This is a genomic window from Blastopirellula marina DSM 3645 (genome assembly GCF_000153105.1).
Taxonomy (GTDB): domain Bacteria; phylum Planctomycetota; class Planctomycetia; order Pirellulales; family Pirellulaceae; genus Blastopirellula; species Blastopirellula marina.
In genome coordinates, this window is record NZ_CH672377.1 from 41,290 (window position 1) to 55,055 (window position 13,766).

9 protein-coding genes and 1 tRNA gene are annotated in these 13,766 nt (G+C 56.7%); 4 read left to right on the forward strand and 6 right to left on the reverse strand.

Going from position 1 to position 13,766, the window contains the following annotated elements:
- The first annotated feature begins 90 nt into the window (after positions 1-90).
- Positions 91-2,730 (forward strand): M1 family aminopeptidase, encoded by a 2,640-nt coding sequence (locus DSM3645_RS19260; RefSeq protein WP_002653971.1) that lies wholly within the window; start codon positions 91-93, stop codon positions 2,728-2,730.
- Positions 2,731-2,844: 114 nt separating this feature from the next.
- Here the strand turns inward: DSM3645_RS19260 and DSM3645_RS19265 are convergent, their stop codons facing one another.
- The 3 genes from DSM3645_RS19265 to DSM3645_RS19275 form a co-directional block, all read right to left on the reverse strand.
- Entirely contained in the window at positions 2,845-3,231 is a 387-nt protein-coding gene (locus DSM3645_RS19265; protein ID WP_131282731.1) for a hypothetical protein, read from the reverse strand.
- Positions 3,232-3,345: 114 nt separating this feature from the next.
- Positions 3,346-4,374 carry a DUF1559 domain-containing protein gene (locus DSM3645_RS28655; protein WP_081444932.1) on the reverse strand — a complete coding sequence of 343 codons (1,029 nt, stop codon included), beginning with the start codon at positions 4,372-4,374 and terminating at the stop codon, positions 3,346-3,348.
- A gap of 650 nt (positions 4,375-5,024) precedes the next feature.
- On the reverse strand, positions 5,025-5,294 hold the full coding sequence (locus DSM3645_RS19275; protein ID WP_002653975.1) for a hypothetical protein: 270 nt from the start codon (positions 5,292-5,294) through the stop codon (positions 5,025-5,027).
- Positions 5,295-5,978: 684 nt separating this feature from the next.
- Here DSM3645_RS19275 and DSM3645_RS30985 point away from each other — a divergent pair.
- On the forward strand, positions 5,979-7,307 hold the full coding sequence (locus tag DSM3645_RS30985) for a hypothetical protein (RefSeq protein WP_002653976.1): 1,329 nt from the start codon (positions 5,979-5,981) through the stop codon (positions 7,305-7,307).
- Between the two features lie 587 nt (positions 7,308-7,894).
- Here the strand turns inward: DSM3645_RS30985 and DSM3645_RS19290 are convergent.
- Together DSM3645_RS19290 and DSM3645_RS19295 are read right to left on the reverse strand one after the other, a co-directional pair.
- Positions 7,895-7,967, reverse strand: a tRNA-Ala gene (locus tag DSM3645_RS19290).
- A gap of 128 nt (positions 7,968-8,095) precedes the next feature.
- A complete protein-coding gene (locus tag DSM3645_RS19295) occupies positions 8,096-9,508 on the reverse strand; it encodes an extracellular solute-binding protein (RefSeq protein ID WP_002653978.1) in 1,413 nt (470 codons plus the stop codon).
- A 234-nt stretch (positions 9,509-9,742) separates the two neighbouring features.
- Between DSM3645_RS19295 and xylB the strand changes: the two genes are divergently transcribed.
- Together xylB and DSM3645_RS19305 are read left to right on the forward strand one after the other, a co-directional pair.
- Entirely contained in the window at positions 9,743-11,269 is a 1,527-nt protein-coding gene (gene xylB / locus DSM3645_RS19300; RefSeq protein ID WP_002653979.1) for a xylulokinase, read from the forward strand.
- A gap of 30 nt (positions 11,270-11,299) precedes the next feature.
- Complete coding sequence (locus tag DSM3645_RS19305) at positions 11,300-12,259, forward strand: ornithine cyclodeaminase family protein (protein ID WP_002653980.1); 960 nt, start codon at positions 11,300-11,302, stop codon at positions 12,257-12,259.
- Here the strand turns inward: DSM3645_RS19305 and DSM3645_RS19310 are convergent.
- A complete protein-coding gene (locus DSM3645_RS19310; RefSeq protein WP_040352815.1) occupies positions 12,248-13,729 on the reverse strand; it encodes a LysM peptidoglycan-binding domain-containing protein in 1,482 nt (493 codons plus the stop codon). The genes DSM3645_RS19305 and DSM3645_RS19310 overlap by 12 nt on opposite strands.
- Positions 13,730-13,766: the final 37 nt, after the last annotated feature.

Here is a 13,766-nt window from a genome sequence, read left to right on the forward strand (position 1 = left end):
AGAATCAGAGGCGCCCAGGGTGTACGAATTGGATGTCGCGACTAAAGTGGTAAAGAGCCCCCAACTCCTTTCACACGTCCGAGCAGACTTATGACGCACCGCCTATTCGTACTGGGCGTTTTCTCGATTTTTCTTGCCGTTTTTTCTACCCCGTCTGCTCATGCAGCCGAAGAGTATCGCGTTTGTCGCTATTGCGGCGACTCGCATGACGCTCGCGGGATGTTCGGCGTCGACCTGGAAGGAGATGGACGTCGCTACGCGCCGATTCGTCAGGTAGACGTGTTGCACATCAAGCTGGATGTGACGCCTGACTTTACTCAGCGGACGGTCGAGTGCGTCACCACGATCAAATTTGTGCCGTTACGGCAACCGCTGCGAGAATTGAAGCTTGACGCGATGGAGCTGACGATCGATCGCGTCCGCGGGTCGGCCGAGATCTCCGACTTCGCAACCACCAAAAAAGAGTTGACGATCGCCTTCGCCGAGCCGATTCCGGTGGGGGAAGAAGCGTTTGTCGAGATCGCTCATCACAGCCAACCGACCGGCGGTTTCTATTTCCGCACGCCGGAGATGGGCTACCCGGCCGACGACATCCATTGCTGGACGCAGGGAGAATCGCATTTCGCGCGGCAGTGGTTTCCTTGCTTTGACTATCCCAACGAACGTTCGACCACCGAAGTGATCTGCCGCGTTCCGCCCACGATGACCGTCGTCTCGAATGGTCGCCAGATAGGGGACGAAGTCGACGCCGAGTCAGGATTGCGAGTCGTACATTGGCTGCATGACAAGCCGCACGTCAACTATTTGATCTGCCTGGTCGCCGGTAATCTGGAGAAGCTCGAAAAGATGTCAGGCGACGTTCCGCTCGGCTTTTACACGCAGCCTTCGTGGAAGGAACATGCGGAGAACTCGTTTGCGGATACGGCCGACATCATGGATTTCTTTCAGAAAGAAATCGGCGTCCCCTATCCGTGGCCCAAGTACGATCAGGTCACCATCGCCGACTTTATGGCAGGCGGGATGGAAAATACGACCATCACCACGCTGACCGACGGCACCATCCACGCCGCCGAGACCGAAAACGTGAAAACGTCGCATGGTCTCGACGCGCATGAAATGGCGCATCAATGGTTCGGCGATTATGTCACCTGCGTCGATTGGAGCCATCTCTGGTTGAACGAAGGGTTCGCGACCTACTACACCCATTTGTACGAAGGAAAAAAATCGGGACGCGACGCGATGCTGTATGGGCTCTATCGCGACGCGACCGGGCGAATCCTGACGCAAACCAGCGACAAGAAACCGATCGTCTGGAACCAATACAAAAACTCGGGCCAGCAGTTTGACTATCGCGCCTACCCGAAAGGGAGTTGGGTTCTGCACATGCTCCGCAATCAGCTGGGCGAAGATCTTTTTCGCGAGTGCGTCAAAACCTATCTCGAGCGTAACGCGTTGTCGAGCGTCGCGACTCCGGCGCTGCAATCGACGATCGAAGAAGTGAGCGGTCGCAGCTTCGATCAGTTTTTTGATCAATGGGTTTATCACGCTCGCTTTCCGGATCTCAAAATCACCTATCGCTGGCTCCCCCACGAAAAGCTGGCCCACCTGACGCTGGAGCAGACCCACGAAACCAACGATGCGGTTCTGCTGTACGCTTTCCCGGCGACCTTTCGCTTTGACTCGAAAAGCGGCTCGGTGTCGCGCACGTTCCGTGCCGACGGCAAAAAGCAGGAGTGGTTCGTGCCGCTCGACGAAAAGCCGCAAGTGGTCCGCTTCGATCCCGACTACGCCTTATTGGCCCGCGTGACCTTCGAGAAGCCGAACGAAATGCTGTTCGCCCAACTGAAAAACCAGGACTACATGGTCGGCCGCCTGTGGGCGATCGAACAGTTGGAGAAGAAGAAGTCGGACGACGTGGTCGAAGCATTAACAACGGCGCTGCAAACGGATTCTTTTTACGGGGTTCGCAAAGAAGCGACCCAAGCACTGCAAAAAATACATAACGACAAAGCGTTTGACGCGCTGCTCGCTTCGACCGAACAAAGCGACGCGCGGGTTCGCCTGGAAGTGATCGAGGCGCTCGGCCGCTTCTATCGCCCAACGCGGGTCAATGACTTTGTCGAAATGGTCCGTAGCGAATCGAATCCGGCGATTCAAGCCGCGCTCGTCCGCTCGCTAGGAAAATACCATGACGAAGCGGTCGATGGCTTGCTGCTCGAATTGCTGAAGTCCAACACCTTCCGTAACGAATTGCTGGGCGCCGCGATCGAAGCGATCAACGCTCGACGCGATGCGAGTATGGCGAGCGTGTTGATGGAGACGATTGAGACGCGTCGCGGCGACTTCACCACGTCAGGTCTGGCCTCGGCGTTAACCACGCTGGCCCGCATTAGCGAAGACCAAGACGACACCGCGGCGCAGCGCAAACTGCTGTTAGCCCAACTGAGCGACCTCCGCAGCCCGGTCCGCCAAGGAGCGCTGCAAGCGCTCGGCCTGCTGGGAGATGTCGAAGCGCTTAGCGTCCTCGAAACCTTCGCCGCCAGCGCCGCCGAAAAAGAATCGGAAGCAGCGGCGAAAAAAGCGATCGAAGAACTACGCGCCGAAAAGCCGGCCGCACCGCGAGAACTGAGCGAACTCCGCAAACTGATCGATGCGTTGAAAAAGCAAAACGAAAAGTTAATCGAGGATGTGAATACGCTCAAAAAGAAGGTCGAAGCCAAAGCCAAGTAAGCCGCGATTGATTGATCGGCGACCGCAATTTTGGCTGCCTCCCCGCATTGGCGGGGAGGCATTCTTGCTTGCCGATAGGAGTTGCCGCGGTTAGAAGCTGATCGCCGCGCCCGTTTAGGGCTTCTCCACGACGATCTCGATTTCCTTGTCTCCGGAGACTTCGATCTGGATGCCGGAGGTTTCATAGGATTGGAACTTTTTCGCGACCAGCGACTTTCTTCCAACGCCGCCTGACGGATCGGCCGCATAGGCGTCGATAGACGCTTGATAAACCCCATCCGGAACGCCGCCATCGATCATTCCTAAATCGACGGTTCCATCCTCTTGGATGTAGCCAAAGGTTTCGAATTCATCACCGACGATTCTCACCTGGCCGGAGGTCAACGGCGTACCGTCCTCAAATTTAACCGTAGCGATCACCCGGTTCTCGGAATAGCCGGAGCAACCGACGAGCACGATGGTCGCCAACAGCAGAGTAATCATGCCAAACAATCTAGTCACGTTTGGTATCCTTTTCGAAATTGTATTGTCGTTTCCCACCCTTAGATGGGACGATGGGGTCAGATCGACGCGCCATCGTCCTGTTTGTCGCCGCAGCCGGCATCGGCACGCGCCTTACTGATTGGCGATGACGGTTCCATCGCTGCGATGCCCGTACTGGCGGCGAATGAGTTCCGGCGTGTTTTGCGACAGCGAGGTCACCGAACCGTCGCACAACAGAAACTCGACGACGCCGGGATGATAGCTGCCGAAACCAACCTGCGTGTTCGGCGCGGTCGCATACATATCGTCAGGCGTCGTGTCATTCGGTCCCCGGCCAAACCGTTGGCGAATATTGCGGGAGAGCAAAAATTCGCGCCAGTTGCCGGCGTCAAACATGTACGACCCGTCCGTTCCATCGCCGCCGCAGCACTTGCCAACTTCGTTGCCGCGCAGATGCTTTTCGCCGATGATCGCCGTGTTGCTCAAGCCGTCAGTGATCGAAGCGAACGAGAGTTGCGGTTTGGCTTGCGTAAACCGGACATCGCCTGGCAACGATTCGTTGACCCGGGCCAGCGTGAGCGCCCCTTTTTGGGCAGCGAGATGGTCCGCGTTGGATCCAAAGTAGTGGTTCCACCAACCGTCCTCACTCGCCGTATCGTACAAATCGCGATAGAGAAACACGGCCGCATAGTCCGACAGAGGACCACGAGCGGGGTTCGACGAGTCGTCGATCATTTGCGTGCCCGAGCGCTTCGAGGGGCAGTGCATGTAGGGAATGCTGGCAAGCGCCGCCTTTTCCGTATCGGTGAGCCGGTCCCAGTTGTCTAGGCTCGGGTAGTTCAAATTGTTGCCGCCGTTGGCGTTACTGCCTGAAAGCATTTCGTAGGCGTTGTTCTGCTCCATCTGCGGCATCATATAGATCCAGAAACTCTGGTGGTCCACATGACTCATCAACGGGGGAATCTTCCCATAGGTGTCGTGCCAGTTATGGATGCCAAGCCCCATCTGCTTCAGATTATTCGTGCATTGCATGCGGCGAGCCGCTTCGCGGGCTTGCTGGACGGCGGGAAGCAACAGCGCGATCAAGACGCCGATGATCGCGATGACCACCAACAACTCGACTAAGGTAAAACCACGACGGGATAAGGGGGTTCTAGACATAAAGTAAACCTCAAATACATGCACGAAAAAGGATGGTTGAATATGTCGGCGAACCGACATCGGGGGCACAACGTAGCAAGTATTTGAGGAAGGCCGTGTTAAGTCAACGGTCGAGCGGCGAGCGCAAATTGCCGACCAAGAATGGGAATGCCCGCAATAAAAAAGAGGGGTCAAATTATATCTACGCCCATTCCGCTCATCGGAGGGGCCAATTTACGATTGAACGTCGTGTCTGCTGAGAACGTTTGTAATTCTTGCAACCTTCGCCTCAGAGAAGCTGCGCCGACAAAAGAAAACAACTGCTCCGCGCTCCTTTAAAAGTTCCGCGGTATCCCACCGAATCTTCGAAAATCTCTCCTCAACTTCGGTAATCCGCAAGGCGGCGCGGGACAACTTCGCAGCAGCGCATATACATATGTATTTTCTTTGTCGCCGCCTTTGGCTTGGAAAAAGTCGGCTCAGTTCAACCCGTAGGCGCCGTTATTGAACGTCATATGACCAACGCCGAGCCAACGTTAACGGTCGGGCTGATCGCCGCCCAGCGACGCGCGATGATCGGTCGCTTGACGATGCAACGTTTCTAGGCGAGAGCTAGAGGAGAAACGAAGACCCGGTGCGAATCGCGGCGCCCGCTTCCTTGCTCTTGAGGACTACGGAGCAATCACCGGCGTCACCACGTAGGGAGTTTCATTCAGCCAATTTGGCCAGAGCGCGCCACCTTCCGCATGGCGAGCTTCAAAGTAGTACTGAAGATCGTAGTTGGGGTTCTTCTCAGGGCCGGCGCTGGCTGCCATCAGACGATTGTATTCGTCCCAAGCAGCGGCCTCATCCGATCCGAGGTTGATTTGCTTGGTCCCGAGCTGGACCTTCCAATTGCCGCTTTGTTTGTGGAACCACGGCTTGGGCTTTCGCTTGATCATTTCGTCAGAGTTCTTCCCGTTAAAGGTAGGTCACTCCGAGCGTTGCTCTGACGAAAAGTCTGATGTCGTCGTCAGAGTTGCTGAAAAGCGGTCTCTAGATCAGATTCGTAACTTGCTAGTTACCAACAACTTAGAAAAAGTGGAGCTGATGAGATTCGAACTCACGACCTCTGCATTGCGAAGGTACCGAACTACACGAAAAACAGCGATATTGTCAATCGTAACGCATTTACAACACTAGAGTTACGACAATTCCAACTTGGTACCATATCAGCCGCAAAATGGGTACCAGATACCTTTTGCGGTACCATTTGCAGGCGTATTCCTCTTCGTCAGGCTGGCGTTTTTTAAGCGAACGACGTCTTTTCCGGCCCAGAGAGCCTATCTACCTCTCCGCTAGAGTGGCTTTTATTGGCGAACAACGCTACCGGCCGATCGATACGAACGTAGCAGAAATCGCCACCCTCAATCTTCGTCCACAATATCTCCAGGGAAATTACGCGGGCAAGCCTCGACACGCAATATCGAACGTCCTGCAAGAGAGCATCTCGCCCCTCTCTAAAAACGGCTACGTCCACATCCGCCAATCCATGCCCTTTGTAGTCACGGCATCAGCAACGTAAACTAACAGGGCTACTAACTCATTGTTTATATAGCCTCATCCTGAACTACGTGAGCTACATCATGCCGACGGATACACACAGCAAATCGGACGCTATCCGCGATTTTCTCTCCCAGAACCCTAACGCTACAAGTGCAGAAGTCGTAACCGCACTAAGAGAAAAGGGCATAGAAGTTACCCCCGGACATGTGGCGACCGTGAAGAACAGAGCGGCAAAGTCTGAACCGAAAAAATCCAAATCCAAGACGACAGACAAACCACCAAAGACGAAGACAAAATCCAAAAGAAGCGAAAAGACCTCGACCGAGCCAGAGTCGACAGGCCCCCAAGAAAAGACACCAAGGCCATATCACGAACGGCCATATCCGCAGAAGACGCTAGAAGATGCTCTAAGAGTCCCACAATCCATCAAAGATTTAAACGGCGGCAACCCCTGGGCAACGAAAGACCTCGCCGACGCATTGGGATACACCAATCTCCGCACTCCAACATTTATACAGCTAATGCGTGCAGCGAAAGATTATGGACTAATCAATGGAACGAATCGATCGACAGAGATTGAACTCGCCCAACTCGGACGCGACATCGTTTATCCAGACAGCGAAGCACAAGAACGACAACTCAAGATCAATTCGTTTTTTAACATTGATGTGTTCAAAAAGGTCTACGACCATTACGGAAGCAGCAATTCTTTTCCTGAACAGCGGTACCTAAGCAGCACTCTTGAGAAAAGCTTCGGACTCTCACCCGAACTACACAATGAGTTCATCGAACTCATCAAGCAAAACTGCAAGTACCTTGGCATCGAGGACGGACTGAAAAACGCGGGCTACAAACAAGATCACAAGTCCACGAAAAGAAGTGAAGTCCGATCAATCGGAAAAGAGGAAGGAAACTTCGATCGAACCGCATTCGTGATAATGCCATTCTCAGAAAAGGGACAAGTCGACCGACCTCATGGATTTTTCAACGAATTACTTGTACGCCTGATTACCCCAGCGGCAAACAATGCAGGATTTGCCGTCAAAACCGCCGACCAGAAGGGCAGCGACATAATTCAGTCTACCATCATAAATCAACTCCTTCAGGCCGATTTGGTCATTGCAGACATTACCGACCACAACCCGAATGTCCTCTTCGAGTTAGGAATTCGGATCGCAAAGGAAAAGCCAGTAGCCTTGATTCGAGCCGAGGGAACAGGACGAGTTTTTGACGTTGACAACCTCATGCGAGTAACCGATTACAACGCAAATCTCTGGACATCGACCGTTGCCCACGACCTGCCCAAACTCACAGAGCACATTAAAGGAGCATGGGACCACAGAGACACCTATGCTACCTACATGGAAATCCTTACACAGCATGTATCTCTAATAGAAAAGCCTGCTTAGCTTGATTTCAAATCTAGAGTAACCAGGCGTCCCCTTCGCCTCTCGGCTTTTCTGGAGGAGCAGTAGCCCCCTCTTCGCCGTCTTGCCGGTATTCGCGACCATCGAAAAGGTAGCGGGCTTCTTCGAGTCAGCCGCGGCGGTGAAGTCGAAGCTCGCCTCCAGAGTCAACGAATCTCCGACGCTTCGGCGTATCGCCTCCTTCGGCAATCTTCTCCATACGGGAGCGAACTCGCTGTCTCGCAATATCCCAAGGAGAGAGGGAAGCGGCGTCTAGCTCCGCCTTCTTTTCCTTCCACGCCGCGAGACAGCGAGCGTAGCTAGATTCTTTCGTTTCGTCCGACTGGAGAGGGAAGTAATAGACCTTCCCCCGGTACTTCTTTCGCCAGCGGCGGCTCCCGTCCTTCATCCACGAGAGCATTTACCGACCGTGATAAATCATCCCCACTTCGGCGACTCCATAAAAAAAGATCGCTGGTACCGATTTTTGGTACCAACGATCTTAGATTATCGCCGAATCGGTATCAAACCGCTTTGCGGTCGTCACCGAAGGACTTGACCTAAATCCTTGAAAACAAGGAGTTTAGCGATGGAGCTGATGAGATTCGAACTCACGACCTCTGCATTGCGAACGCAGCGCTCTCCCAGCTGAGCTACAGCCCCAAACTTATTGCAGGATTTTAGTGGGTCGCCGTTTGGCTGTCTAGGTCCCACGGTGGTTAGACGGGGGAACTGCACAGACAGTTCGCGCTGGCGGTTGGGACAATCGGTATGGCCCGCAAAATCTGCGGTTAGCGGATGCCCAGGCTAGCCGCATTGGCTTTGATTTGGGCTTTTCTTCCTAGCTTGTCGGTGATCGCGTCCCAATCTTGGGCCGCTTTTTCCAGCGTCGGTTGGGGGTCGGCCTGGTCGTTCAAGATGGCTCCCATGCTGGTGTTCAAAACCTGTAGGTATTGGTCGACGCCGGGCAGGTTGAAGCTGATCGCTTCGTTCGAGCTGAGCTCGATCGCCATCGCTTCGCCGTAGGCGTTGGCCGTCTCCGACGATACGCGGCTGTCGACCCACTGCGATACGCCGGCTAGATTTCCGTTGCGATAGACCATCGTCGCTTCGCTCGCGGGCGAAACCTGCGTCGCCGACTCTAAGGCCGAGAGCAAGATCAGCCCCAGCGCGGCGTCACGCAAACTAGGGCTGCTCTTCGAGACCGAGCCGATCCGGCCGCCAACGGTTAAAAGCGGGACCGTCGCCGGGCGATCCCCGCGACGCTGCTCCCATGATTCGGTCAACTGATTCCAATAGGCGACGGCGCCGGGGATCGGAGCAAAGTCAGGCGTAAAATCGAGCTTCCCCTGCGACGCATCCGACTTGTGCGGCAACCAGCCGATCGCCAGCGCTGATTTGCCGGCCAGGAACTGCTCGCCCACTTCGGCAGGCGTCAACGATTGCAACTCGGCTGGAATCGTCGCCGCGATGCGACGCAAATCCTCCGCACCTTTGACAAACGACGGTTGCCCGATCATCGCTTCGCCAGACGCGAGGCCAAACAGCACGGCGTAGTTGCTTGGATTCTTCGCGTAGGCGGCCGAACGAGCCAGCAACAGCTTCCCGCGCCAGTCGCTGGCCAATGGCTCTAACGTCGGCGAATCAAATGTCTTTTCGTCGCCGGTGCAAAATCGGCTGCCGGCGATCCGCTCGACGCAGGCTTGATACTCGCCCCACGTCTCCGGCAGCGTCAGTTCCAATTCTTCCAGCACTTCAGGACGAAACATCAGCACCAGCGTCGGGGAGCCAAACGGAACGGCGACGGCGGCGCCTTTCCATTGCAGCTCTGACTGGCGAACCGCCGGAAAGATATCGTCGACCTCCAGCGCTTCGTTGTTTAGCAGCGAGTCTGGCAGCGTTTCGATCCACTCGCGGCGCATCATTTCGCCCAACAGCGCCGGCGGATAGATCACCGCGTCGGCGCCGATTTTGTCCTCTTTGAGCAGATCCGCCGTCGTCGCTTGCGACAGCTCGAGCGGGCGTTCTTCGCGTGCTTTCCATTCACGTTCGATCGCTTCGGCAAGCGGGGGATCATCCAACACCAGCAGTTTGAACGGTCCGGAGGGGCGTTTTTCTTCCACCACGGGAGGCTTCGCCTGCGGGCAACCCAGCGAGCAGACCAACGTGACCAATAGCAACGCGAAACTGCAGAAGCGACTCATGGGGCGACGCATGCATAAGAGAAGTGCTCGAATAGTCCAGACTTCATCGTAGTCGGCCTGTTCCCCATGGGTCAAAGGGTCAGACTCACCCAGCGCCGGGTATCGGCCTACTTTTTGGCGAACTTCACGAAAAAGAAAAGTTTCTGGCGCCGTTGGTGGCAAGCCAAAAATGAGCCACAATAGGCGATTCTCATTCATCGCAGCTTCGCAACGCCCCGCACCCAAGGAATCCCCGTGAGCATTTATTTGGGAATCGATATCGGCACCTCTGGCACCAAGACCATCGCCATTCGTGAAGGGGGCGAAATCCTGGCCGAGTCGAGCGCCACCTACCCGCTGCATCATCCCAAACCGATGTGGAGCGAGCAGGATCCAGACGATTGGTGGAGCGCCGTCGTCAAAACGGTGCGCCGCGTCGTCAAAGAATCGAAGGCGCGACCGGGCGAAGTCAAAGCGATTGGGCTCTCGGGCCAAATGCATGGCTCGGTCTTCTTAGACAAGCAAGACCAGGTGATTCGCCCTGCTCTGCTGTGGAATGATCAGCGCACCGCCCAGGAATGCGCCGAGATCGAACAACGCGCCGGCGGGCGAGCCAAGTTGATCAAGATGGTCGCCAATCCGGCGCTGACCGGCTTTACGGCGCCCAAGATCTTGTGGCTGCGCAATAATGAGCCGCGCAATTTCGCTCGCCTGGCGAAAGTGCTGCTGCCGAAAGATGACGTGCGACGGCGATTGACCGGCGAGTACGCGACCGAAGTGAGCGACGCCAGCGGCATGCTGTTGTTGGATGTGGCGAAACGCGCCTGGTCAAAACCGCTCCTCTCGAAATTGGAACTCGACGAATCGTTGCTCGGCACGGTTTATGAATCCGAAGAAGTCACCGGCACGCTCACGGCCGAAGCGGCCAAATTGCTCGGCCTAACGACCGATTGCGTGGTGGTCGGCGGCGCCGGCGACTGCGCCGCTAATGCGGTGGGCAACGGCGTGGTCAAGCAAGGGATTTTGGCCAGTTCGCTGGGAACCTCTGGCGTGATGTTCGTCCATAGCGATGAAGTTGCGATCGATCCGGAAGGGCGACTGCACACCTTCTGTCATGCCGTGCGCGGCAAATGGCACATGATGGGAGTCACCCTCTGCGCCGCCGGCACGCTCGAATGGTTCGTGCAACGACTCTGCGCCGATCTGCGTTCAGGCCGGGGCAAGCAAGATCCGTACTCGGTGCTGACCGCCGAGGCGCTGGATACTTCGCCCGGCAGCGAAGGGCTCTTTACGCTCCCCTATCTCGCCGGCGAGCGGACCCCGCATGCGGACCCCAATGCCCGCGGCTGTTTTATCGGCTTGACGTTGCGTCACACGCGAGGGCATCTGACCCGCTCGATCATGGAAGGGGTCGCCTACTCGCTGCGTGACAGCCTCGAGATTATCTCGGACCTGGGAGTTCCGGTTCGTCAAATTCGGGCCGGCGGCGGCGGGGCCAAAAGCGCCCTCTGGCGCCAGATTCAAGCCGACGTGTTTGGCAAGAAAGTGGTCACCATCAACGCCGAGCAAGGGCCTGCCTACGGCGTGGCGCTGTTGGCCGCGACCGGGGCCGGCGCCTACAAGAATATCCAGGAAGCCTGCGCGGCGACGATCCAGGTCGTTCATGAAACGGCCGTCGATCGCAAAGCGGCCAAGATTTACAACGAGGCGTTTCCGGTATATCAAGGACTGTATCAATCGCTGAAAAACGACTTCCAGCGAATTTCGGAACTGAGCCAATAGCCCCTGCCGTGCGCAGCGAAGGAGAGCCAGATGACGCCTCGGTTTTATCGCGAATCGGAAGTCTCCCAGGTCTTGGACATGTCGACCGCCGTGGAAGTGGTCGACGAATGTCTGAGGCAGCTCGCGATCGGCGGCGCCGAGAATGTCCCGCGTCATCGTTCGCGAACCTCCGGCTTCGTGCTTCATTCGATGAGTGCGACCGCCGGCTATTTGAACGTCGCCGGCTGGAAGCAATACGCGACGACGGCATCCGGCGCTCGGTTTCACGTGGGGCTGTACGACTGCGAACGCGGACGGATGAAAGCGCTGATCGAAGCGGATCGCCTGGGACAGATGCGGACCGGCGCGGTGACCGGCGTCGCCGCGCGCTATCTAGCGCACGGCCCGATCACGCAGCTCGGCTTGTTCGGCTCTGGCTGGCAAGCCGAGTCGCAGTTGGAAGCGATCAAAGCAGTCCATCCGCTCTCGCGCGTCTTCGTCTACTCGCGCGACGAGGCGCGTCGTCAATCGTTCGCGGCGCGGATGAGCGAAGAGCTGCAGATCGAGATCATCCCGGTTCATGACCCGCGCGAAGCGGTCGAAGACTTGCCGCTGATCATCACGGCGACCGCCAGCAAGACGCCGGTCTTTGACGGCACGCTGCTGTCCGAAGGAGCGCTGGTCTGCGCAATGGGGAGCAACTGGCTGCAAAAAGCGGAGCTCGACGTCAACGCGGTTCGTCTGGCGGACAATATCGTTTGCGACTCGCTGGAAGCCTGCAAACTGGAAGCAGGCGATTTTGTCGCCGCGCAAGAGAAAGGCTATTTCGACTGGGACAAACCGGTCGAATTGGGCGCCGTCGTGGCCAATCTTGCGGTCGGTCGCAACAACAAAGATAGCGTGGTGATCTTCAAATCGGTCGGCCTGGCGATCGAAGACGTCGCGCTGGCCGAAAAATTCTATCAACGCGCCATGACAAATCCGGGCCTCGGCGTTTCTTTACCGCTTTGACGGCGCTTCCGGCTTGTCGCTCAACTCCAGCTTCGGCGGCTGAGGCGCTTCGTTCAGCGCCGATACGGCGACTTCTGAAACCAAGTGCGCGTCCCAAGCGTCGCAGCGGACCTCGACGCGATAGATCTGTCGCCCATAGTCATTGACCGTCGCCAAGACTTCCAGGTCGACGTGTCCCCGCGGAGCGATCGTCAGCGGACGAAAAGCGGCTTGACCGACGGCGACTTTGCCTTCGGCGCCTTCAATCTTGACCGGCTCGAGACCTTCCGAGAAGAAGATAATCGCCGAAACATTGGGCGCCGGCTTGTCGCTTAAATTGATGACTCGCAGCCCAAAGTTGGCGCCAGAGCCCACGGCGATCGGTTTGGGCGGAGAAAAAACTTCGACTCGCAGCGCATCGAGCGGAGCAAGCGTTTCCGGCGAAATCTCCGCTTCCGGCAACATCGGCTCGACGGCAGGCGCTTCGGCCGAAACAACTTTCGCTTCGCTCGCGGTTGCGGCCACAATTTTCTCGGGCGCAACTTGCGCGACGCCGGAGATCATCATCGTCGTTTCGGCGTCCAGCAAGTTGGCCAACTGCTTCCAGGCGTCGGCCGAAGTTTCGGCGGCGCTGTCATACAGAGCGATATCGGCCAGCGTAATCGTCGTGCTCTCGCCGTTCACGTTGCGGATGATTTTGTTCGGACCATTTTGCAGAGTCGCAGGCAAATCGTTCCACTCGAAACGTCGCGCGAACCCATTGTTGGTCCACAGCGTAAGTTCTTCGCGGTCGGCATGCAGATGCAAAGCCAATGGACCGTCGATCACTTTCAACGCGTCCCCCAACTCCGGCTGTTGATCGGCGGACAAGTCGTTTACGGCACGCAGAAAGGACGCCGGAATTTGATGCTCTTTGGCAATTTGTTCGACGGTGACGCCCGACTTGATCGTCACGGCCGGCAGAGCCAAATGCTTGTGCGGCGCAAAGACGATCTTTTCGGCGAGCGGCTCTAGCAACGCGAAGGTCTTGGCTCGTTCTTCCACGCTCAGATCTTTCCGCTGCAGCAACAACGAAAGCGTGCGATAGGCGCGCAGCGATTTTCCGTCGGCGAGCGATTGTTCGGCTTCGATCAGCAATTGCGCCGCGGTCAGCGACTCGAGCCCTGCCGTCGCCGGCGCGACTACTGCTGTAGTTGAGGGCGCTATCGTCGGAGGCGTCGCCGATGGAGTCGGCTGCACATCGATCTGGGGGGGGTCGGCAGGATTTGGCAACGAAGCAGCGCTGGTCGACAGTACAATCGTCGGCGCCTGCGTCCTGGCGTTGCTCCCGAGGGTCGGAAACGAATCTGGCGAGAACAAGGGAGCCTCGTCGAGCGCCGTTGCATCCGGCGATCGTCCTGCTCCGCTGTAATGCTCCAGGTAGATCACATACCCCGAGTAGCCGACGCAAGCGATCAGCCCAAGAACAAATAAATTTCGAACGATAGACACTGCGGCCCACTCCGTATTGTGTCGAGTACTTCCAATG